Annotated in this window: 23 protein-coding genes and 1 other annotated feature; of the genes, 6 read left to right on the top strand and 17 right to left on the bottom strand. The window is 47.3% G+C overall.

The annotated features are described in order from the left end of the window. Positions 1 to 276 precede the first annotated feature (276 nt). From ACFYU8_RS30230 to ACFYU8_RS30215, 4 genes are all read right to left on the bottom strand, one after another. Positions 277 to 1,455, bottom strand: coding sequence for an aminotransferase (locus ACFYU8_RS30230; protein WP_390306798.1), 1,179 nt, complete (start codon positions 1,453 to 1,455; stop codon positions 277 to 279). After that, entirely contained in the window at positions 1,452 to 1,952 is a 501-nt protein-coding gene (locus ACFYU8_RS30225) for an Lrp/AsnC family transcriptional regulator (protein WP_007722565.1), read from the bottom strand. The genes ACFYU8_RS30230 and ACFYU8_RS30225 overlap by 4 nt, the downstream gene beginning before the upstream one ends. 97 nt (positions 1,953 to 2,049) lie before the next feature. After that, positions 2,050 to 2,291 (bottom strand) — a binding site (T-box leader). Between the two features lie 49 nt (positions 2,292 to 2,340). Then, complete coding sequence (locus ACFYU8_RS30220; RefSeq protein WP_390306796.1) at positions 2,341 to 3,837, bottom strand: sensor histidine kinase; 1,497 nt, start codon at positions 3,835 to 3,837, stop codon at positions 2,341 to 2,343. Continuing rightward, complete coding sequence (locus tag ACFYU8_RS30215) at positions 3,834 to 4,517, bottom strand: response regulator transcription factor (protein ID WP_390306793.1); 684 nt, start codon at positions 4,515 to 4,517, stop codon at positions 3,834 to 3,836. Before ACFYU8_RS30215 ends, ACFYU8_RS30220 begins: the two co-directional genes overlap by 4 nt. 278 nt (positions 4,518 to 4,795) lie before the next feature. Between ACFYU8_RS30215 and ACFYU8_RS30210 the strand changes: the two genes are divergently transcribed. The 4 genes from ACFYU8_RS30210 to nadD all read left to right on the top strand — a co-directional run bounded on the left by ACFYU8_RS30210 (position 4,796) and on the right by nadD (position 7,674). Continuing rightward, positions 4,796 to 5,482 carry a YceI family protein gene (locus ACFYU8_RS30210; RefSeq protein ID WP_390306791.1) on the top strand — a complete coding sequence of 229 codons (687 nt, stop codon included), beginning with the start codon at positions 4,796 to 4,798 and terminating at the stop codon, positions 5,480 to 5,482. Positions 5,483 to 5,642: 160 nt separating this feature from the next. After that, on the top strand, positions 5,643 to 6,425 hold the full coding sequence (locus ACFYU8_RS30205; protein ID WP_390306789.1) for an NUDIX hydrolase: 783 nt from the start codon (positions 5,643 to 5,645) through the stop codon (positions 6,423 to 6,425). 34 nt (positions 6,426 to 6,459) lie between these two features. Continuing rightward, positions 6,460 to 7,005: a cysteine hydrolase family protein gene (locus tag ACFYU8_RS30200; protein ID WP_390306787.1), complete on the top strand. Its 546-nt coding sequence runs from the start codon at positions 6,460 to 6,462 to the stop codon at positions 7,003 to 7,005. Between the two features lie 30 nt (positions 7,006 to 7,035). Next, positions 7,036 to 7,674: a nicotinate-nucleotide adenylyltransferase gene (gene nadD / locus ACFYU8_RS30195; protein ID WP_390306785.1), complete on the top strand. Its 639-nt coding sequence runs from the start codon at positions 7,036 to 7,038 to the stop codon at positions 7,672 to 7,674. Between the two features lie 62 nt (positions 7,675 to 7,736). Here nadD and ACFYU8_RS30190 read toward each other — a convergent pair whose 3' ends face one another. The 6 genes from ACFYU8_RS30190 to ACFYU8_RS30165 form a co-directional block, all read right to left on the bottom strand. Continuing rightward, entirely contained in the window at positions 7,737 to 8,642 is a 906-nt protein-coding gene (locus ACFYU8_RS30190; protein WP_390306782.1) for a DMT family transporter, read from the bottom strand. A 112-nt stretch (positions 8,643 to 8,754) separates the two neighbouring features. Next, the gene (locus ACFYU8_RS30185) at positions 8,755 to 10,881 is read right to left on the bottom strand and encodes a bifunctional diguanylate cyclase/phosphodiesterase (protein WP_390306780.1); all 2,127 of its coding nucleotides are present in this window, start codon (positions 10,879 to 10,881) and stop codon (positions 8,755 to 8,757) included. A 238-nt stretch (positions 10,882 to 11,119) separates the two neighbouring features. Further along, complete coding sequence (locus tag ACFYU8_RS30180) at positions 11,120 to 12,265, bottom strand: alpha-hydroxy-acid oxidizing protein (protein ID WP_390306778.1); 1,146 nt, start codon at positions 12,263 to 12,265, stop codon at positions 11,120 to 11,122. 124 nt (positions 12,266 to 12,389) lie between these two features. Continuing rightward, a complete protein-coding gene (locus ACFYU8_RS30175; protein ID WP_390306776.1) occupies positions 12,390 to 12,650 on the bottom strand; it encodes a spore germination protein in 261 nt (86 codons plus the stop codon). 155 nt (positions 12,651 to 12,805) lie between these two features. Continuing rightward, positions 12,806 to 13,549, bottom strand: coding sequence for an SDR family NAD(P)-dependent oxidoreductase (locus tag ACFYU8_RS30170; protein ID WP_390306774.1), 744 nt, complete (start codon positions 13,547 to 13,549; stop codon positions 12,806 to 12,808). 42 nt (positions 13,550 to 13,591) lie between these two features. Next, positions 13,592 to 13,750 carry an SDR family oxidoreductase gene (locus ACFYU8_RS30165; RefSeq protein ID WP_390306772.1) on the bottom strand — a complete coding sequence of 53 codons (159 nt, stop codon included), beginning with the start codon at positions 13,748 to 13,750 and terminating at the stop codon, positions 13,592 to 13,594. A gap of 114 nt (positions 13,751 to 13,864) precedes the next feature. Here ACFYU8_RS30165 and ACFYU8_RS30160 point away from each other — a divergent pair, with 114 nt between their 5' ends. Then, on the top strand, positions 13,865 to 14,791 hold the full coding sequence (locus tag ACFYU8_RS30160) for a LysR family transcriptional regulator (protein WP_390306770.1): 927 nt from the start codon (positions 13,865 to 13,867) through the stop codon (positions 14,789 to 14,791). A gap of 51 nt (positions 14,792 to 14,842) precedes the next feature. Here the strand turns inward: ACFYU8_RS30160 and ACFYU8_RS30155 are convergent, their stop codons facing one another. The 3 genes from ACFYU8_RS30155 to ACFYU8_RS30145 all read right to left on the bottom strand — a co-directional run bounded on the left by ACFYU8_RS30155 (position 14,843) and on the right by ACFYU8_RS30145 (position 18,366). Then, the gene (locus ACFYU8_RS30155) at positions 14,843 to 17,173 is read right to left on the bottom strand and encodes a glycoside hydrolase (protein ID WP_390306768.1); all 2,331 of its coding nucleotides are present in this window, start codon (positions 17,171 to 17,173) and stop codon (positions 14,843 to 14,845) included. A gap of 106 nt (positions 17,174 to 17,279) precedes the next feature. Then, positions 17,280 to 18,035, bottom strand: a complete 756-nt coding sequence (locus ACFYU8_RS30150) for a VanZ family protein (protein ID WP_390306766.1) — start codon at positions 18,033 to 18,035, stop codon at positions 17,280 to 17,282. A 4-nt stretch (positions 18,036 to 18,039) separates the two neighbouring features. Continuing rightward, positions 18,040 to 18,366 (bottom strand): PadR family transcriptional regulator, encoded by a 327-nt coding sequence (locus ACFYU8_RS30145; protein ID WP_106841337.1) that lies wholly within the window; start codon positions 18,364 to 18,366, stop codon positions 18,040 to 18,042. Between the two features lie 465 nt (positions 18,367 to 18,831). Between ACFYU8_RS30145 and ACFYU8_RS30140 the strand changes: the two genes are divergently transcribed. Then, positions 18,832 to 19,095 carry a KTSC domain-containing protein gene (locus ACFYU8_RS30140; protein ID WP_390306764.1) on the top strand — a complete coding sequence of 88 codons (264 nt, stop codon included), beginning with the start codon at positions 18,832 to 18,834 and terminating at the stop codon, positions 19,093 to 19,095. 65 nt (positions 19,096 to 19,160) lie between these two features. Here ACFYU8_RS30140 and ACFYU8_RS30135 read toward each other — a convergent pair whose 3' ends face one another. The 4 genes from ACFYU8_RS30135 to ACFYU8_RS30120 all read right to left on the bottom strand — a co-directional run bounded on the left by ACFYU8_RS30135 (position 19,161) and on the right by ACFYU8_RS30120 (position 22,299). After that, a complete protein-coding gene (locus ACFYU8_RS30135) occupies positions 19,161 to 19,907 on the bottom strand; it encodes an amino acid ABC transporter ATP-binding protein (RefSeq protein WP_390306762.1) in 747 nt (248 codons plus the stop codon). A 14-nt stretch (positions 19,908 to 19,921) separates the two neighbouring features. Continuing rightward, the gene (locus ACFYU8_RS30130; protein WP_390306760.1) at positions 19,922 to 20,581 is read right to left on the bottom strand and encodes an amino acid ABC transporter permease; all 660 of its coding nucleotides are present in this window, start codon (positions 20,579 to 20,581) and stop codon (positions 19,922 to 19,924) included. A gap of 73 nt (positions 20,582 to 20,654) precedes the next feature. Next, positions 20,655 to 21,431 (bottom strand): amino acid ABC transporter substrate-binding protein, encoded by a 777-nt coding sequence (locus ACFYU8_RS30125; RefSeq protein WP_390306758.1) that lies wholly within the window; start codon positions 21,429 to 21,431, stop codon positions 20,655 to 20,657. A gap of 160 nt (positions 21,432 to 21,591) precedes the next feature. Beyond that, positions 21,592 to 22,299, bottom strand: coding sequence for a DNA alkylation repair protein (locus ACFYU8_RS30120; protein WP_390306756.1), 708 nt, complete (start codon positions 22,297 to 22,299; stop codon positions 21,592 to 21,594). Positions 22,300 to 22,376 lie beyond the last annotated feature (77 nt).

Here is a 22,376-nt window from a genome sequence, read left to right as displayed (position 1 = left end):
AGCGCTCTGTACATTGGCGTACTTGCCCTTAGTGTAGCCAGAGTAACCTACGAAGTTACGAATAGGGGCTGTCCTCGTTCATGATAACTTATGAAATCCTTCGTCGAAACTTCAACGTTTGAAGCGCTCACGCCATTTTTTCCGAAGCGGACAGTCAATCCCCCTTGTGGGGCGTAGGCCGAAGTGCAGACTGGAAATGCGTTTCTTCCCCACCACAGCCACTTTGCAAAAAAGGGGACAGCTTCGAAAGCCGCCCCCTTTATTTCCCGGAAAATGTTATGACAGTCGTCCCATCAAGCGCTCCATACGTTCCAGCGCCTTTTTCAACTGCTCCATCGATGTTGCATAAGAACAACGGATATGCCCCTGTCCGCTTTCGCCAAACACATCTCCAGGTACGACAGCTACCTTTTCCTCCAAAAGCAGCTTCTCCGCAAACTCAGAAGAGCTGAGACCTGTAGACGAAACAGATGGGAATGCGTAGAATGCTCCATCCGGCTCATGGCAAGTCAATCCGATTTGACGGAATCCATCTACCACATAATTGCGGCGCTGACGGTAGCTCTCGATCATCCGTTCCATATCAGAACGTCCATGACGCAAGGCTTCCAACGCAGCCATCTGAGCCATTGTCGGTGCACACAGCATGGTGTACTGGTGGATTTTTAGCATGCCTGCAAGCAAATCAGGTGACGCGCAGACATATCCCAGACGCCAGCCGGTCATCGCAAACGCTTTGGAAAAACCGGAGATCAGGATCGTCCGATCTTTCATCCCTGGCAGAGCCGCGATACTATCATGCATCCGTCCGTAGGTAAGCTCCGCATAAATCTCATCGGAGATCACCATGAGGTCGTGCTTTTCAATGATCGGCAAAAGTGTTTTCCACTCTTCAGCCGTCATGGTCCCCCCAGTCGGGTTATTTGGATAGCAGAAAATGATTGCTTTTGTACGCGAGGTGATGTGCGTCTCCAGCTCCTCCGGTGTCAGCTTGAACTCGTTCTCCATCGTCGTTTTCAGGAAAACCGGCACTCCGCCAGCCAAGCGAATGACTGGTTCATAGGAGACATAGCAAGGTTCTACGACCAAGACCTCATCACCCGGATCGAGAATCGCGCGCAGTGCAATATCAATCGCTTCGCTGGCACCAACTGTCACGAGAATTTCTGTCTCCGGATGATAGCTTACAGAGAAACGTTCTTCCAAGTATTTCTGAATTTCCACGCGTAATGGCAGCATACCAGCATTGGATGTATAAGCTGTATGTCCACGCTCCAGCGAAGAAATCGAAGCTTCTCTCATACGCCAAGGAGTGACGAAATCAGGCTCCCCTACCCCTAAGGAAATGACACCCTCCATCGATGCTGCCAAATCGAAAAAGCGGCGAATGCCTGATGGCTTTAACGATTGAACTGTACTGGATAAACGGTTTTTGACTTTGACTTGTGTACTCACGGCGTAACCACCATCCTGTGATCTTCGTCACGATCTTCCAGCTCAATGCCATCGTGCTTGTAGCGTTTCAAAATAAAGTGTGTAGCTGTTGAGACAACCGAATCGAGAGTGGACAGCTTTTGCGAAACAAAAGTAGCTACCTCTTTCATCGTTTTGCCCTCCAAAATAATCGACAAGTCATAGCTTGCACCAGACATCAAGTAAACAGCCTTCACTTCTGGGAAACGGCAGATTCGCTCCGCCACTTCATCAAAGCCGACGTCGCGTTTCGGCGTCACTTTCACATCAATCATGGCGTTCACGTACGGATGATCGTCCACACGCTCCCAGTTCACCAGCGCTGGATATTTGACAATGACCTTCTCGGCTTCCAATGCTGCAATCGTCTGCTCAACGACCTCTGTCGGCTCCCCGATCATTTTTCCGATTTGCTCAGCGCTCATGCGACTGTCTTCTTCCAACAGGTGCAACAGCTCTCTTTGCTTCAAGCGATCCATGCCCCACCACTCCAGTTTTCTCTTTATTTTTTATACACACAAACCTCTTAAAGCAAAAAGCCCCAGCAACCAGACTCATGATTTCCATGAATCCGATTGCTGAGGCGAAGGTATCGCGGTACCACTCAGCTTTTTTGCCTCTCTCACAAAAGGCAAACTTGTGCTGTCTACAAAGACATGCGCCCCATAACGTGGGCCATCCGCTGCTTTCTACTTGGCATTTTCAAAAGCAGAGCTCCAAGGTGGCTTTCAAAAAGAGTTCGCGGCTGCCCTCTCAGCTAACAGGCAACTCTCTGGACGTCAAAATCCCTTTTTTACTTTCCTTTTCACGGCTGTGTTGGTTGTTTTATTGAATGTCTCAGATTATAAATGAGGTTTTCTCTCATTGTCAACCAACAACTTCTGTCTTTCGGATCTCTGTCGAACCATTAGGCAGCCACAAGCGAAACACGGTCCCTGTTCCCAAGCTACTTTGTACGTCAATTTTTCCCCGATGATTTTCCACGATGGATTGGGTGATCGACAGACCCAGGCCAGCACCTCCGCTTTTGCGTGCGCGTGAGGATTCAATCCGGTAGAAACGATCGAATACATGCGGGACATGCTCCGGTGCGATTCCTGCCCCATTGTCTCTGATCGTTAGTTCAATCCCATTGGCAAGGGTGCGCAATGTAAGCTCGACCTCACCGTTCACAGGGTCCGTATGCTGCACCGCATTTTGAAACAGATTGAGAATGACTTGTTTCATTCCGTCACAGTCGAAAGTAGCCGTAACATTCGGTTCTACACGGAAGTTAATTTTTCGGTCACCCGCCAGGACCATGAGCTGTGATTCCATACTGTGCACGACCGCATCCAACTGCCCTTCTTGCAAAAGGAAAGCCGGTTCCCGATCCATGCGGGCCAGGTACAACAAATCGTTGACCAGTTTGTTCAGCCGCTCTGTTTCGCCGTGCATGCTTTTCAATGCTTTTTGCAAATGTTCGGGATTTGCCGCCGCACCGCGCAGCAGCACCTCCAGAAAACCATGGATGGATGTCAGCGGTGTTCGCAATTCGTGCGAGGCATCCGCCACAAAGCGTCGCATCCGCTCTCCGGCTTCTTGCTCGATTTTAAAGGAGGTTTCCAACCGCTCCAGCATTCCGTTAAAAACCGCCGATAATTGATCAATTTCCATCTGGCCTTGATCCATCGGCAGTCGCTCATCTAAATTGCCCGCATTGATCCGCTCAACCGTCACTTCAATACGTGAGAGTGGGTTCAACGTTCGGCGAAGCACAGGCACATAGGTTAACAAGCCGATGAGAAGAGCGAGTGCCGATGCAGAGAAGAAAATGATCAACTGTGGAAACAGCACTTCCCTCATTGAACCGACAGGTGTGCTGAGCTGCACGATGCCTTGCAGCTGTTCAGGTGATCGGATTGGTGCCAACACAACCAAATAATCTTTCCCACTGCTTCCTTCCAAAATTTTGTATTTAAAAGTACATACGCCACTGGCCAGGATCTCGCGGTATAGACTCTCAGGAAAGCGCGGAGAATACCCTTCGCTCGGATTCGCAAACAACTCCGTCAAGTTGGCGTCGTTGTCAATAAAGGCATACTTGATATCAGGTGTGCGCAAGGAGAGCAACGCACTGACATATTGATCGTATTTCGGGAGTGTTTCCGTCTCCTCCAAGACTTGATAAGGAACAGTGACAGCCAGATTTAACAAGCTTTCTGCTTTACTTCGATACAAGAACTGCTCCATCAAAAAGTATTGAATAATGCCGATCAAAAGCAGCAACCCGGATAAGATAAATAACGAACGAGACAACAGCTGATACCGCAAAGAGTTCGGTTCTAGAAAGGGGGCCCATAGATTATTTCGATTCATCGTCATATAAAATCTACCCGATAGCCTGCACCGCGCAAAGTGCGAATGATCCGATGCTGACGATCGTTCAGTTTGTCACGCAGGGAGCGGATATATACCTCGACAATGTTCTCCTCCCCACCAAAATCATAGCCCCACACGTTATCCAGAATCATTGGTTTGCTCAGCACTAAGCCGTGATTCGTCACCAAATATTTCAGCAATGAGTATTCCGTTGGCGATAGCTCCAGAAGTGTGTCCTCATAGCTAATTTCCTTTCGTCTGTCATCGATCTGGAATGGGCCGAGATGTACCTTGGAGAGCAAATGCGGGTAATGATTGCGAATGCGCGCATGGATACGGGCAAGCAGCTCCTCAAAGCTAAACGGCTTGATCATATAGTCATCGGCTCCAAGCGTCAGCCCTTTTACCCGATCTTCCACGTCTTCTCTGGCTGTCAGCATGATCGTCGCTACATTTTGTATCTTTTTCAGCATCCGGCATACCTCGAAGCCGTCCATGCCTGGCATCATCACATCGAGAATGACGACATGGGGCTGATGCTCCTTCACCATGGTCACAGCGGTCATCCCGTCTTGTGCGGTCAATACTTGGAAGCCTTCATTTTCAAGACCCATCTCCAAAAATTGCAGGATGGTCGGTTCATCATCGACAAGCAATATTTTAATGCCTTTGCTTAGGCTCATTTCTTTCACCTCACCTCTATTTTACCTGATCAGGCCAAGTGTAGCTGAAAGTTTACTGAATATGCCCTGAGTACAAGCTGAAAGCTTCTTGTATAAAAATAAACCAAAAAATGTAAATTTAACATAGAAAACGTTGATAATTCTCTTGCCATTCCACATTCAACAAACTTTCAGCCAGCTTTCAAGCCCCACTCAGCTTCCTCTCTCATAATGATCACTGCGAAGGCAAATACATACGACTCAAATCTAAACACTTAAAAAATGGAGGTTATACAATAATGAAAAAGAATTCCGTCATTCTAACTGCCTCAGTTGCCGCGCTCGTGGTCGGTATCGGAGGCTACATGCTCTATGACTATTTTGCGGGAAACCATGTGGAGATCCAGCCTGCAGCTGCGGTAACCACAGCCTCATCTACCGCTTCATCAACGGCTCTGACAGCAGATCAACTGAATAAAAAATGGACGATCAATGACCAGTCCAAAGTCTATTTCTCCGTAACTACGTCGAAAGAAACGGTAAACTTTGAAATGAACGGCATTACCGGCAACTGGGATGTGAACCTCTCTGCACCCGATCAAATGAAAGCAACAGCTTCCGCTGACTTAAATCAGCTGAACTCCGGTAATGAAAAGCGCGACACCCATATCAAATCTCCTGATTACTTTGATACAGCCGTCCATCCAGCTGCTACCTTTGAAACGAAATCTTTTGAAAACTGGCCAACCACGTGGACAGAAGGACAAAAAGCTTCGTTCACCATCAATGGCGTCTTGACTGTCAAAGGAATTGCCAAAGACGTGAAAATAGATGCTGACGCGATTTATTCCCAAGGCAAGCTACAGTTGGAAGGTACATCCGTCGTAACGTTTGGTGACTTCGGATTGACCAGCCCTCATACGATCGTGGCCAAAACGGAAGAAAACATTAACATTACATTGCGACTCGCGTTGGATGCTGTTTAATCAATCGCTTTTCGCGGGTGCTTCTTCGAGAGACGTCTGACATGCACAGACGTCTTTTTTCACAGATTTTTACATTGTAATATTGACATTGTTAAAACGATTTCATAATATAAAAGCATGATAACAGATTCGAACAAACGGAAAGGATGATCTTGTGAGTATGTCTCCCCTTCGAGCCAAACGCATCCCCTTTCGGACCAAAAAGTACCGCTCGCCGGATGGACTTCCAACAGATATTTGCCTCTTTACGATCCTTTCCATCCCGCGCCATACGAAAACAAAATCGCTGCCACGCAAGCAATTGGCCGTTCTTCTGATCAAGCGAAAAAGCGATACATTTGCAGAGCAATGGGCCTTGCCCGGCGGATTTTCCCATGAATCGGAGACACTGGACGAATGCGCCTATCGCGAGTTGAAAGAAGAGACGAGTATTGACCGCGATGTACACATCGAACAGCTGAAGACATACTACAAGCCGGGCAGAGACCCTCGCGGCTGGATTCCGAGTGTTGCCTATGTCTCCCTCGTTCATGAAGATTTATTGAAGCACGCACAAGCAAACGACGATGCATCAGATGCGCAGCTGTTTCCGATTGAGGAAGCTTTTGCCCTCAACCTTGCTTTTGATCATCGTGAAATTTTGACGGACGCCTTACAGCGAGTCCGTGAGCAAATGCTGCAAACGACAATCGCCAAAGCGTTTTTGCCGGATGAGTTTACCTTGAGTGAACTGCTGCAAGTGATCGAGACCGTCGTTCCATCCTTCTCGGCAAAAGATCGCGGCAATTTTGAACGGCGCCTGCTCGCGACAACCAGACGGCAAGGTCTACTCGAACCAGTTTTATCAGCTGACGGGCTGCCTGTCTACTCGACCGAGTTTTCGAATTCGCCAGCCAAGCTCTATCGCTTTACCGGCTTCACCCCGACTGCCATGATTTACTGAGCAAGTCCACACTCACATTCAGGAGGTTTTTGCCATGAAAGCTTTGATTGTGATCGACTACACAAATGATTTTGTCGCGACAGATGGCGCATTGACTTGTGGAGAGCCTGGTCAAGCTATTGAAGGACGCATTGGGGAACTGATTCGCGACTTCCTAGCAGAAGGAGACTTTGTCGTCATGGCAGTCGATGCTCATCGTGAGCAGGACCCATACCACCCTGAGACAGGACTCTACCCTCAGCACAACATTATCGGTACCTCTGGCCGGAATTTGTACGGCAGGATTCAGGACATTTACGAGGAATTCGAAGATACGATTCACTGGATGGATAAGACGCGCTACAGTGCTTTTCAAGGTACCGACCTTGCGCTATTGTTGCGCACGAGAGGTATCACTGAGATTCATCTGGTAGGTGTCTGCACGGACATTTGTGTGTTGCATACAGCGATTGAAGGCTTCTATAACGGCTTTTCTGTCATCATCCACGAGGATGCCGTAGCGAGCTTTCTTCCAGAAGGTCACCAATGGGCTCTCGGTCATTTTCAGAACCAGCTTGGCATGACTGTCCGAAAAAAATAACTAGCTCATGGCGAACAGGAGGCAATTTTTATGCGAATCGGCATTTATGGCAGCAGCTTTGATCCCATAACGTACAGCCATTTGTTCACGGCAGCGACCGTCGCTCACAGGAGACGACTGGACAAAGTCATTTTCGTACCATGCTCTTCGAAGCGACATGATAAAAAATTACAGACAGAGGACGTCCACCGTTTGCACATGCTCAAACTGGCTTTGGCTGGCAGTGCACACAAAACAAACAAATTTGGCGAACCTCTTTTCGAAATTTCTACAGTCGAGATGGATGCCTTGCCAGGTGAAACCTACACATATGATACGATGATGCACATGAAAAAAAAGTACCCGAACGACGAGCTCTTTTTCATCATGGGATCGGATTTGTTAGAGGGACTGTCGAACTGGGGCAACGCGGAAAAGCTTGTCGCAGGCTTCAACTTCATCGTAATGTCGCGCGAAGGTTATCCGACCGCTGACCTGATTGCAGAGGACGCGCTGCTACGCAATCATGACGAGCATTTTCTCATTATGAGCAAAGGCATTAACATGGGAATCAGTTCTACCTACATCCGCGACGAAATCCGCAAGGGCGGCGACCCCAGCTTCCTGTTGCCAGACGCTTGCCTTCAGTACATTTATGAAAAGGGATTCTACAAAGAGCCCTACGTATAATCCCAAAAAGAAAAACAGCCGAACGGTGAAGTGTCGGCTGTTTTGTTTGTTTGTCGTCTCCATCAACGATTGAGAACATTGGCAATAGCAGGCTTTTGTATCTTTTTCTGATAGTTCACCAAGTAAATGCTGCACACGATCAATACCAGACCGCCGATGAGTGAATACGTAATCGGCTCGTCCATGAAAATAGTGCCTGTGATAACTGCGATGAGCGGCACCAGAAACGTAAAGGCTGCCACCTTGCTCGCTTCTCCTGCATTCACAAGCCCAAAGTAAATGACTATGGCAATCGGCACGCCAAAGGTCGCGCCATAGCTGAGACCGATCAAATAAGGCACATTCCAGACAATGTCGGACCAGCTTTCTACACCTGTCCCCAAAAGAGTTAAGGCCGCGCCACCAATAATGCATTGCATGGCAACCATCCACAGCGAATCTACCTTGGCACTGACTTTTTTCACATAGATTACTCCCAGCGCCCAGGACAGTGCCGTCAACAAACCTAAAATGACGCCCACAATAGAGACCTGTCCAGTCAATCCATCTGCACTGACAGCAAGGATCCCGAGGAATCCCATGATCAGTCCAATGACCTTGAGCACCGTCATCCTTTCACCCAGCCACAACCAGGCAAAGAGCCCAATCAAGATTGGCTGGAAGTACACCAATACAGAGAATAATCCACCTGGCAAATACACGAGTCCAACCGTCTGAATGCCGTAAAAGCACAATGTATTCAGAAAGGCAGATATACAATAACGCAACCAGTTTTCACGCCAGTTGATCTTTTTCCATTTCGGCAAAATGAATAAAGTTAGCAGAAGTCCGCCAATCAGCGAACGCATTCCTGCGAATAAAATTGGTGGAGTATAGGCGAGTGACATTTTGTAGATCGACCAGCTTAATCCCCATATCAATACCAAACTTGCAATAGCGACGACAGTCTTACCCGAAAACTTTCCCACGAGGGGCCTCCCTTTCTAGCTGCACACTTGCTCTTATGTTTTTGTCCGCCTCCTATAGTACCACACAAAAGAAAAAGCCGGATGTACTCACCCAGCCTTGCTTCCTGCCATATTATTGCTTCTCCTGACGCAGGAACTGGTCAAAATCATCAATCGGAAGCGGCTTGCTGAACAAATAGCCTTGACCGTGGTCGCAGCCATTTTCCTTCAAAGCCGCTACTTGATCATGCAGCTCAATTCCCTCTGCGATGACATTCATTTTAAGACTTTGCGCGATTGTGACGATCGCTTTTACAATGGCTTGACTCTCTTGATTGTGATGAATGTCGCGAATAAACGAAGCGTCAATTTTGATTGTATCGACTGGCAAGCTTTTAATATAACTAAACGAGCTATAGCCTGTCCCAAAATCATCAATCGATATTTGGATACCGATATCACGAATCTGTTGCAGGACTGCCGTCGCCTCTTCCATTTTAACAAAAATGCTCTCCGTAATCTCGAGCTCCAGCCAATCAGGAGACAGATTTGTTTCCCGAAGAATATCCTTGATCATCTCGACCAGATCTTTTTGATAGATCTGTCTCGCTGACAAATTGACAGAGACCTTCAGCGTATATCCTTGATCGTGCCAGAATTTATTTTGTTTGCACGCCTGTTTCAAAATCCATTCCCCGAGCGCCAGAATCATCCCTGTCTCTTCGGCGATTGGAATAAAGCGATTCGGCGGGATGATGCCGAGCTCCGGATGCACCCATCTGACGAGCGCCTCCATGCCCGTCATCGCACTTGTCGCGATATCGATTTTGGGCTGGTAGTAAATTTGGAACTGCTCTTGTTCAATGGCTTTCCGCATCTCATTTTCCATCAAAATGCGCTCCAGCGACTTCGCCTCCATCGTCGGATCGAAAAAGTCATAGCCATTCTTTCCGCGTGATTTCACTGTATATAATGCCGTATCAGCCCGTTTCAGCAAATCTTCGGGATTGTCCCCATCCTGCGGGTACAAGGCGATTCCGATGCTGCACGACACGTTGAACACATGACCATCCAATTCAAACGGTCGCTGCAACTGATTCATGATCTGCTCTGCCAATGCGGTCGCTTCGCTGCGATCTTGCAGCTGGTTCTGCATAATCGTAAATTCGTCTCCACCCAGCCTGGCCACGACATCTCCTGGCTTGAGGCATGCCTGTAGACGCTTTGATGCTTCGATCAGCAACATATCCCCTACGTCATGACCGAACGAATCGTTCACATCCTTAAAGCGATCCAAATCCAAAAACAACACAGCCAGACTCGATTGGAAACGCTTGGCCTGCATCATTTCTTTGCTGAGCTGTTGGACATACATCCGGCGATTCGGCAGGTCTGTCAACGCATCGTGATAAGCCAAGTGGTGAATCGTCTCTTCGGACTGTTTCCGGTCTGTGACGTCACGGGTTACGAGTAGCAGCTTGGTCACATTTCCTTCTTCATCCATAATCGGATTGATTTTGCTTTCTGTCCAGATCACATCGTTTCTTTGCGTGTTAATCCGGCACTCTACCATGTACTCTTTACGCGTAGAGAAGGCATGCTGAATCGCATAAGCAAAAATATCTCGGTCATCCTCCACAATCCACTCGAACAGGTTGTGGATCTCCTCATCTGGAACAGTATGCTCCCATACACGCTTGTGTGACGGGGACAAATAGAGGAATTCCCCATCCAGGTTGATGATGCTGATGATATCCGACGTGTTTTCCGCGATAATGCGATACTTTTCTTCACTTCGCTTGAGCTCGTCTTCCATCTGCTTGCGACATGTGATATCACTGCGAATGGACAGGTATTGATAGATTTCGCCCGCTTGATTCTTAAATGGCACGATCGTTGTATCGACCCAATAATAGCTGCCATCTTTTGCGCGATTGCGAATTTCCCCACGCCAGACCTGGCCAGATCGAATGCTGGACCACATTTCTTTAAAAAAGCCATTCGGATGGTAACCCGAATTAAGAATACGATGGTCCTTTCCAATCAATTCACTTCGTTCGTATTTTGATATGCGGCAAAATTGCTCATTTGCCCGCAGAATAATCCCCATATGGTCCGTAATTGCCAAGATCGTGGATTGGTCCAAAGCGTATTTGACATCTGCCAGCTCATTCACAACCATGTTCAGCTCACCATCTTTTTCGCGTAGTAGCCCTACCCAATCTTGGGGTGTCAGTGAAGATATCATTTGGTTTTTCATTTCAATCTCCTGTTTATACTTTCGAATACAGTCAAAAAAAATGATCCTTATAGAAGGATCGTAACGTTCTGAATACAAGTTCGCTCCATTTTACCATGTTTTTCCGAAAGTTCAACGAGATAGCTGCGGTAGAAACAACATTTTTGCAAATTTCTTGCGGGGTTCATGCGAAAAAAATGAACCAGTGCACGTAGCCTGGCTCACTTTTTTCAACATTGCGTAAACCGGACTGCTTCCCTTACAAGCGAGCAAGAATGCTGCGATTGAGATCTGCGACAGAATTGCTGCCAGACAGCGCCATCGCGACGTCAAATTCATGGATGAGTGTGTCTAGAACACTTGCTACGCCCCGCTCTCCAGCAACAGCTAGTCCATACAAGAAAGGGCGACCAATCAGGATGGCATCGGCACCTAAAGCAATCGCTTTAACGACATCTGCTCCTGTACGCACGCCACTGTCGAGCAAGACAGGTATCTTGCCAGCTACCACCTCGGCGATCGCTGGCAACGCATCCAGCGTAGAAATAGCGCCATCCATCTGACGCCCACCGTGATTGGAGACGATGATTCCATCTACGCCATGTTCTAAGGCAAGTCTTGCATCATCCGGATGCAAAATGCCTTTTACCAGAATCGGCAGACGAGTATGCTCACGCAAAAAGGCGATATCGTTCCAGTTCAGCGCTGGATGATAAATGTTTTTCAATACTTCCTCCACTGCATTCTCCGGCGTTACCTCGGGGAGTCGTGAGCAAAAAACAGGGTCTGTCAAGTAATTCGCCAGTCCTCTTCCTTCGCGCAGTGGCGAATACCCGTTGCGGAAGTCTCTGCGCTTCCACCCTAGCATGACGGTATCTACCGTGAGGACAATAGCAGAATAGCCAGACTTTTCAGCTCGTCTAACCATGCTCGCAGAAACCTCTCGATCATTCGACCAATAGAGCTGGAACCAACGATGGGCATCACCCATCACTTCGGCAATCTGTTCGAGCGAGTGAGCAGAAACCGTACTGGCTACGAATGGCACTCCGGCTGCTGCTGCCGCCTTGGCAGATGCCAGCTCTCCATCCGGATGTGAAATCGTCTGCATGCCAACAGGAGCCAAGAAGATCGGTGTGCGCAACGCTTGATTGTACATCGAAATACCAAGCGTGCGATTCGTCACATCCCGCATCATCCGTGGAATGATTGCCCAACGGGAAAAAGCTACCCGGTTTTCTACCAGCGTTTCTTCTGCCCCTGATCCCCCGGCAATGTAATCAAATGGTCCATCCGGCAAAACCTCGCGCGCCTTTTTCTCCCAATCCTCAATGGAAATGGGCAATGCCTGCGTGTCCTTGTTCACACGGGTAAATAAGAGTGATTCTTCGTTTGTTTTCGTCATCTGGTTTGCTTCCTTTCTGCGATCGTCTTTCATCTTTTTTATCTCAATTCTCATAAATTCGCAATAGTCTTAATCTCAATTCTATTATCGAGCTTGTCCACTCTCTCACGCGCCTTTTTCAAGGCTACTTTTTCTTTTTGCCTTTTCGGGCTGCGCGACGGACCCGTTTCTTTGTCTTTACTTTCTTCATTCCAGCGGCTCCTGAACCCACCCATGTATTGGTTTGGCTATTTTCATTGATGACCTTCACTACGTTGCCGCTATTGTTTCCACCCGAACCGGAAAACGCTTTGGTTACGCTTTTCGGAGAGTTGTTTGCCGTATCGCCAAAGTTGATATTCCCGACATTATTGGTAATGGTCACCTTGCCCACAAAAGTCGGCAAAACTCCTCCCTCCCCGTTGCGTAATGGCTTATACCTATCATATTCGAACGGTTTTGCGCCCGCTTGGACGATGGTTGAGGGCATTTGTCTGATGTGGTCTTACCCCAAAAAAAATCTCCCCGAGTAGACAAATCTACACGAGGAGAAAAACCTTTTTATTGCGCGGTATAACCGCCGTCGACCAGCAGGCTTGTCCCTGTGACGAAGGAAGCATCATCGCTGGCAAGGAACAAAACAGCCTTGGCGACTTCTTCTGGTTTACCCAAGCGCCCCATCGGATGCAACCCGATCAGGTGCTCATTCAAGGCTTCATTACGCCCAGCAATCAGTGGTGTATCAATGTAGCCCGGGCAGACCGCATTTACGCGAATCCCTTGCTTGGCATACGTAAGTCCCAGTGTCTGGGTCAGGAGCTTCACGCCACCTTTGGCGGAGGAGTATGCCGTCACACCTGCTTTTCCAGCATGGCTATGGATCGAGCCGCAGTTGACAATCGCGCCGCCAGTTCCTTGCGCCAGCATTTGCTCGATGACGTATTTATCGCACAAGAACACGCCGGTCAGATTGATATCAATCGTTCTTTGCCAGTCCTCCATACTCAACAGATGGCCTGGTGCGTCTTTCGCGATTCCTGCATTGGCAAACAGAATGTCTACCTTTCCGAACTTTTCTACAGTGGCGCTCACCATGTTTTTCACTTCGTCTTGTTTCGTTACGTCCGTTTTCACGAACAACGCATCGAAGCCTGCTTGATTGAGCTCTTCCGCCAATTCATTTCCACGTGGAGAGAAGTCAGCAATCACTACTTTCGCCCCTTCTTTCGCGAAGAGGCGGACGCTTGTTTCACCGATTCCACTTGCTCCACCTGTTACGATCGCTACTTTATTTTCCAGTCGCATGGATAACTCCTCCTATTTTTCGAAAATGGTATTCCTGCCGTTTTATCGCGCTGTTGCGCCGCCATCAATAACGAATTCCGCACCTGTGACATGGGAAGACTCATCAGAAGCGAGGAACAGCACCATATTGGCTACATCCTCGACAGTACCGAGGCTACTTTCCCTTCGAGTCTCGCCATTGTAAACGCCTCCATTTGTCATGTCTTTTGTACCTGATCTCTTGCCTTGCTTTCATTATAGGACTCTTTTATATTTAAAAATATGTAAACATACTTAGCCTTCCTTAAGCACCACTAAAGGATGTGATGTTACCAAATGCATCTGGAACAGCTCGAATACATCGTAGAGGTAGCGAAGACAGGCTCCCTGACCAAAGCCGCTCGGAACAAGCATGTGACCCTCTCCGCCATCAGCCAGTCGCTTTCCAGTCTGGAAGCAGAGCTGGGTGTCTCCCTTTTTACACGTTCGCGGCTTGGAGCGGTACCGACCCCTGAAGGGCGCATCATCATCAAAAAAGCGTTTGAAGCATTGGGAAAGATCCAGGAGATCTGGGAAGAAGCACAAAACTACACAAACACGTTAAGTGGAGAGCTGAGGCTCGCCACGATACCCGGTCCCATGAACCTACTGGTCGATGCCGTCGCGAGCTTTAAAAAAGATTACCCTCACATCCGTACCGAAATTGCAGAAAAAGGCACACAGGAAATATTAGAGGACATTCTTCAGGACAAACTGGACATTGGTCTGATCATTATCCACGAAAACCTGCTCAAAAAGAGCGAGGGCCTAGGCTTGGTGTTCGAACAGTTGCTAGAGGGAAAAATGGTCGTAGGTGTAGGCAAAAACTCGCCACTTGCCTACCAGGATTCCGTCACACCTGAAGAGCTTCGCAAGCAATCCTTCGTCCTGTACAACGACGACTATGTCAAATGGTTCGTAGAGGATTTTTCCGCTACTTATGGTCCCCTCGACATTTTGTTTACGACGAACAACACAGAAGCACTCCGCAATGCAATCCGGCAAAATCTCGCGGTAACCATCGGACTGGACTACTCATTTGTTCATGAACCTCATTTGCAAGACTCCGATTCAATCACGCTTGATTTGGATATTCCTTATCAGCAACCTATTTACTATGGCTGGGTACGCTCGGAGGAACGGCATTATTCTCGTATTTCGATGAACTTTATCAATCGACTCCAATACGATTTGAAAAGCAAGAAATACCCACCCACTCCATAGAGAAAAAAGGCTGCCGCTTCATTTTCGCGGACAGCCTTTTTCAAATCGTACCTACTGAGCAGGGGCTAGGAAGGTCTGGATATCGTTACCGTTGATGATTAGAGCTGATCTGGCCTTCACCACTTGACCCTCGTACGTAAAGTCTTGCTTTGAAAAATTCGCAATGACATGCATGTCATCCCCGTAAGACGTCTTTTGTACCAGTCTGTCAGGGGTCAGCATTTGAAAATCCGTCATCTCACGTAGCACGGCTTTTTTGTGGAACGGTGACCACACCTTCAAATAGTTCAAGATCAGGTCTTGATTGGTATCCCACATCTTCCGGTCCAGATGATAGAGTGGTGGAACGTTGTAGAGGAGCTCTTTTAACATCCGCGTTCCTACTTCGTCCTTGATCTTCAGGCTGCTCCACTCCCAATGATGGCTAGTAATAACGGAATCGTTGTACACCAGCTTGTACAGCGGCAATGAATAGGCAGGATCGATATACACATGTCGGTATTCTTCCTTGATTGGAACCTGCTTCGCGTATCTCTCAGGAATATCACCCGCCGGGGACCAATACCCTCCGATATAATACGGGCTCGTCTTGTTTTTGCGCATGTCCGGATCTGCCCATTTGATCACAGGCGTCTCAATTCCATGCGCATAAGCAATATTTGTGCTAGCGAAGTCATTACCTGTCTCAGAACCGATGACCAACTTCTTTTCATCGCGAATGTAATCCATTCTCGCAAGCTTCGACTTCATATCCTGCGCCTGTGTTGTCGAATGCTCCGGCGTGTAGTCATCGTTAAAATCGCCTGCCGCATCCACGTCGATAAACCACGAGTTGAACGCCACATCGTTTCTCATGATTTCATCCATACGCTGCTTCACGCTAGGCAGCGACAAGGTCGGATTGAGCAAGCGCCCTTGTTGCAGGAACCCGCCCTTCTTTTCTCCGTTTTTCTTCGCTATCGTAGCATTCTCATATAAGCTTTTATCCGCGAAAATCGCCGTATTCCAATCCGGGTTTTCATCCTTGTGAATGGAATGGTAGGAATCGTAGCTGGCAATCAAATAACCTGCGTCATTAGCTTGCTGGATGAATTCCGGCTTTATATAAGCGGCAGTCCAGTCCGGCAATCCCAGCCATGCATGGTCGATTCCAGCGGCTTTCATGTCTTTTAGCAAATCAGTCGAATCCGCATTTCCCCATTTTTCTACCGGCGGAACTACTTCCTGCAACACACTTTTCAGCAGTCGTTTGTTCAAGTCATACAACTGTGATTCATTCAGTGTGTCCATTCCTTTTGCGATCAGTTCTTGGGACTTCGCGTCGATATTCGTAAATAGCTTTGGATTATAGAACGCGGGCGAACGCAAGGCATAGTTGAAACCGCCCAGAATCGCCTTCTTCTGGTAGGCCGCGACGTAATCCTGCTTTTTGATCTCTCTGAACTGCTGTATGCTCTCTTTTCCATCTGCTCCGTTGTTGGTCAAAATATGCTCCATCCATTCGATGAAGCTCTCATTCAGCTTGTTTTTCAAAGCATTCCATTTCACATCGGCTTCTGACAAAAAGCTCTTGTTCCACACATAGAAATGCGGAGCGCCATACAGCTTTTCTACGTCCGGATTGGCTTTTGCTTTTTCGGCCAGCGTCAGCAGTTCTCCGTTTTGTTTGACGTAATTTTTGTATACGCCTGCTATGCTCACAGGGTCATTGTCTGTTAGATATAATCGGAAGCCGTACGTCTTGTCCGGATTTACCGTCGGGAATTCGTGTGTGAACGCAAAGGAAAGCGCCGGATCAACCTTAAAATCCACCGTATTGTTAAACAAGTTGTCCGCGACGTACATCAGTGCGTACTTGCTTTTGTTCACGGCAAAAAAGCGCATGGAGAAAGACTCGGCAAAGGTCAAGCTCTCGTCCTTATAGAAAGATTGCCACTGCTTGTCGTCAGCAGGAATCCACTTCCCTTCGCCAATCGGCAGCATGTAGCTCGGTCCTTTTACGGTTGGCCAAGAAAAGCTCTCCGCTCCGGTCGAAGTCAGTGTAATCTGCAAATGATCTTCTTCTTTTTTGATGGACACGTCCAGCTTTTCGTCTGGATAGCTCCATGTCATCTCCTTTTCCCCTTTATTCAGGTTTGTCACTTTGCGCGGCGCCATCGGTTCGGATGCTCGTTCTTTGACCCCGTCCTTTTCCACAAAAACTTCGAAGGTCTCCGGTTTTACGTCAAAAGAAAAAGCCGAATACTGATAGATGCTCTCGTGTTGCTTGACTGGCTGTCCAGTCTGTCCGCTCCCCTGATTAGCTGCGCTACTGTTCTCGCAGCCCACGACCATCTGAAGCATAAGTGTTAATGAAATGAGTAAACACGTTGATTTTTTCATCTTTTCCTCCTCTATCGAATAACTATGTACATCGTGATACGATGTTAAAGAATATGAGAAGTCGAAAGAAAAGGAAGGCCTCTTCTTTTCGACTCTTCTATTGCGATTAAGACGGTGTCGCAGTCAGATCATCATCGGATTGTATCTTCCGGCGGTATCTGTCCATCATGGATGTTCCGATTCGAAACAGCCCATAACCCACCAATCCTCCGAGTCCATTCAGTAGTAGATCATCGACATCAATGCTACCCAGAGCAAACAAAAATTGCAGCATTTCGATCACCAGGCTGGCACCAAGCGTGAGAAAAAACACGCGATGCATGTTTTTAAAGGACACGAAGAGCAATGGCAGTAAAAAGCCGAGCGGTACGAACACCGCGATATTTCCAACCAGATTGTACATAACTGTGCCAAAGCTGTAGTTGTCGTAATGAAAAATGTAATCTGACAGCGTTTGAAAAGGTTTTGCGTTTTGAAACAGATGGGTATATTGCGGGACACCGTACTCGATCATCCTTTGTTTCCACTCCACTGAAAATGCTCTGCGCCTCCAACGGTCAGGAGACAATAACAGAAGATAGCTGGCGATGGATACATACAAGTAGAACAAGAGCATGAACCATTTGCGCATGTATTTATCCAGTAAGGGCAGAGATTCGGACAGCTGCCTTCTGATCTGCCCGACGGGACCGAATCGTTGAATGGTCTGTGAGACAGCTTCATGTTCTCCGTAACCCTCTTCGATTAGTTCTGCCTTCATACTGTTTAAATGATCCAGCAGTTCATCCTTGAGATCTTGCTTTTCCCATTTGGAACACGGCAAGTGACTGACAACCTGCTCTGCGTATTGTTCGATCTTCACGAGATTACTCACTTCCCTCGTTACAGAGCGTGACTAATCTGGTTAGACTCTGCCAATCCTTCATCTTATCTTGAAGAAGTCCCTGCCCTGTCTTGGTTATCCGGTAATACTTGCGGCGTCCACCTTCGTTGGCTTCTCCCCAATAAGACTCGACGGCCTTTTGCGTCTCCAGTCGCTTCAGAGCAGGATAGAGTGTGCCCTCACCGATTTCATACAGATCATTACTCTTCTCTCGAATCTTCTTGGCTAATTCATAACCGTACTGATCTTTCTGTGCGATCAGAGAGAGAAGCAATAAATCGATGCTTCCTTTCAACAGCTCCTTGTTCACAAAAGCACTCCTCCCAGTGACATGCCTAGAGGTTATCACACTATACCTCGTGATACAAGGTAGATCATTAAGGAAATTCGAGGGAAGTAGCTTTAGTTCTATGTAATTATTGACAATAACAAAATGGGTAATATAGACTATATTCGACAAGATTTTTCATGAGTCTACATACTTTCAGATGATCATTCTTTTCTACACGCAAACAGATAATAGGCCCATTGTACGAATCAAAAAGAAAATTTTCACTTTTTTGGAGCGGGTTACATTCAATTCGTGACTTCATTCTCTTAAACAGGAGGCACTTACATGCTTGCCGACTTTCCAACGTTCATTCTGAATGCGGTTCTCTTAGCCTATTTTGCAATCGGTGTGCTATTTTTGTATTCCGAATCCAAATTTTTGCGTAAAATGAAGACTCGTAGAAATAGATAACCCGATTTTTAGATAAAGGAGTTTGCACGTACATTGAGATCTTATTTCCGCCAATTTCTGCCACGTCAGAATCAACCTCAAGAAATTTCATACAAGGAACTGGATTCGAAATTGATCAGAGCTGCTCGCTACGATCTAGCTGCAAGCCACCTCTACATCCGTTTTCACGATGGACGCGAGGTCGTTTACTGTCGGGTCACTCCTTACGCTTACAATGCGTTTTTAAATGCTGAATCGTTCAGCGATCATTTTCATTCGTTCATCAGCCAACGGTACTTGAACTATCAGGTAATGTAGCCTGCCTATACAAAATGCCCTCAGCATGTCTTCTCGACACTGAGGGCATTTGTTGTTGATCTACTCTATTTTAATGCGCGATGCAAAAAAGATTTGGTTCGCTCAAATTTGGCGTTTGTAAACAATTGCTCAGGTGTCCCCGACTCTACGAATTCTCCGTTGTCCATAAACATGATTTGGTTCGCTACCTCTCGCGCGAATCCCATCTCATGCGTCACAACCATCATTGTCATATGCTCCTGGGCAAGCTGCTTGATGACTTGCAGTACCTCACCTGTCAGTTCGGGATCGAGCGCAGACGTAGGTTCGTCAAATAACAAGATTTGCGGATTCATCATCAGTGCTCTGGCGATCGCCACACGCTGCTTCTGTCCGCCTGAGAGCTTCGCCGGATACGCCTCTGCCTTATCAGACAGACCGACCTTCTCCAAGAGCTCTGAACTCTTTCTGTGGATGTCCTGAGGCGCCTCACCTTTGACTACGCGTGGTGCGATCTCCAGATTTTCCTTTACTGTGAGATGAGGAAACAGATTAAAATGCTGAAAGACCATGCCCATTCTCGATGTGATCTGCTTGATTTCCTGGTTACTGGCATAAACGCCGTCCTTCACCAAAAAATCATCCTGCACACGAATGCTGCCACCATCCACGTGTTCCAGATTAACCAAGCTGCGCAGCATTGTACTTTTACCGGAGCCAGACGGTCCAATAACCGCTACGACTTCGTTCTTACTCACCGAAAACGAGACATCTCGCAAAACTTCCTGATTGCCAAACGATTTCTTTAGATTCGATACTTGAATGATATCCATGCAGCGCCAGCCCTTTATTCGAATTTGAATCTTTTCTCCAGCCACTTAAAAAACAACGTCAACAATAGCGTCATCAACAAATAAATGATTCCTGCAATAAAAAACGGAACGATGGTAAAGTCACGGTTCACGGCCGTTTGAGCAAAGTGAAGCAATTCAGGGACAGCAACCGCATAGAGCAGCGCTGTGTCTTTTACGAGGGTAATTGATTCATTTGCGACGGCAGGCAAAGCCACGCGAAACATTTGCGGCAAAATAATCTTGTTGGTTGTCTGCCATTTGCTAAAGCCGAGAACCTGCGCTGCTTCGTACTGTCCTTTGTCGATCGATAGCAGTCCTCCACGGAAAATCTCCGCGAAATACGCTGCGTAGTTCAGCACAAAGCCGACACATGCAGCGACGAACCGATCCAGCACTAAATACTCTCCCACTACAGGCAAGAGCGGCAGCCCGAAGCAAATAAACAACAGCTGCAATAAGAGAGGGGTTCCTCGCATCACATACACGTACGTATGCGCGAACCAGGAAAGCGCCTTATTACTGCTCTTTGCCAGTAAGGTAATCAGAAAACCTAATGGAATGGAAAGCAGAATGGCGATGATAAACAACAGCACCGTCATCTGCGCCCCCTCTAGCATGGGCTTCGTAATGGAGAGAATGTAGTCTACGCTCATCTTGGTATGCTCCTAATCCTGAAAATAAAAGCGTGGCTCCGCCAACCATTCGGCGAAGCCATCGCTGTTCCTCTTATTTCAATACACGATTTTCGCCAAACCATTTTTCCGATATTTTTGCAGCTGTTCCATCCTGATTCATCGTATCCAGCGCTTTTTGCAGCTCATTCAACAATGCCTCGTTGCCTTTTTTGACGCCTACTCCATATTCCTCAGGGGACAGCGATTCTTCCAACTGCTTAAAGGTTCCAGGTTCTTTTGCCATATAGTAATCGGCCACAATCTGATCGATGACGACTGCTTCTACACGACCGATCTTCAAATCGCTCAGTGCCAGTACGTTATCAGGGAACTCCGTAATCGATTTGACCTGATTTTTGATATCATTCGCATTAATCGCTTCAGCTGCGGAAGACAGCTTTTGCAAACCAATTCCTTTACCAGCCAAGTCTGACAGCTTGGTCAAGTTGCTATTTGCCATCGTGACAACTACTTGCGCGTTTTTCAGATAAGGCTTGGTAAAGAGAACCTTCGCTTTTCTCTCATCCGTAATCGTATATCCATTCCAGATCAAGTCAATACGACCGCTGTTTAGTTCAGACTCTTTCGCACTCCAATCGATTGGTTGAAACTCGACTTGTTTTCCCATTTTTTCGCCAGCCGCACGCGCATAATCAATATCAAAACCGACTAGCTCGTTTTTCTCATCCCGAAATCCCATTGGTGCGAACTTATCATCAATTCCGATAATCAGCTTATTCGCGTCAGCGCCAGTGTTTGCGCTGGAACAGCCCACTACCAATGAAACCATCGCACTCAACAACAATGACATCCATGCTATTTTTTTCATCGTGATGATCCCCCTCGTGTCCCTACTCTATATTTTACTCTGATAAAGTGGTAATACGTTAACAAGGTATCATGATAGCACATTAGCAAGGAATAGTCGATACTTTAGCAAACAAAAGCACCTTAGAAATATACGCCAAATAAATGAGAAAAATGTCCGACTAGCAGATGCACGTCTTTTTCTTTTTTCCGACACTCCCTCGTTCCTCTATCTTTTTGATATAGTCCGTAGCCAACGGAACCTTGCACGCTGTTTGTCCGACGTCCACATGTACTTTGCCAATCGCTGCGGCCACTTCCAACGCTTCCTGATGAAGTTCTGGTACATACGCGCCTACTGAAATAACGAATTGATTCATGGTGTACCGTACGCGATTTTGTTCCTGGTGAATCGTCTCCTTCACTCTCATGAGGAGCCGTTTGATTTCTTCTTTATCTAGCAGTTCATCGGGAGTAATCGACAGGTAGTTCGAATACGTATTCCACCCACATGTGGCTACCATCTCTTCTTTTGATTGGAGCCATTCCCGTGCCAGCTCCATGGCAAAATTGCTCTCAGCTGCTACACTCGCAACCGTATATTCGGCGGGCGCGTACCAAGATACTTTCTTTACCCACGCCTGCAGCCGCTCTTTTGTCATGCTCTTCGGGTCAACCGTCAATCCGGCCAAGTACATGGCGTCGTAGTTTCCCGTGTCGTACAGCGCCTGGACGAGCTGCTGGTCACGCTTTACCTCCTTGACCAGCTTTTTCATATCACCGACTCGCACGCCAAACAAAGGCTCTTTAGCCCCATGCCGCAATAACGTTTTTTTCGTCTGTTCTGTCCCCATCGCTTCGAGCTTCTGCATGACTTCTTCCAGCGTCATCTTGTTACCCTCCTTTTTCTTCTATTAATAGGATAACCAGCAGCGTTACCTCCAACACGAAAAAACCCTCCATTCAA

Source organism: Brevibacillus sp. NPDC003359 (assembly GCF_042878995.1).
Lineage (GTDB): Bacteria > Bacillota > Bacilli > Brevibacillales > Brevibacillaceae > Brevibacillus.
Note: the sequence above shows the minus strand (reverse complement) of the source record. Positions and strands in the feature narration are given on the sequence as shown.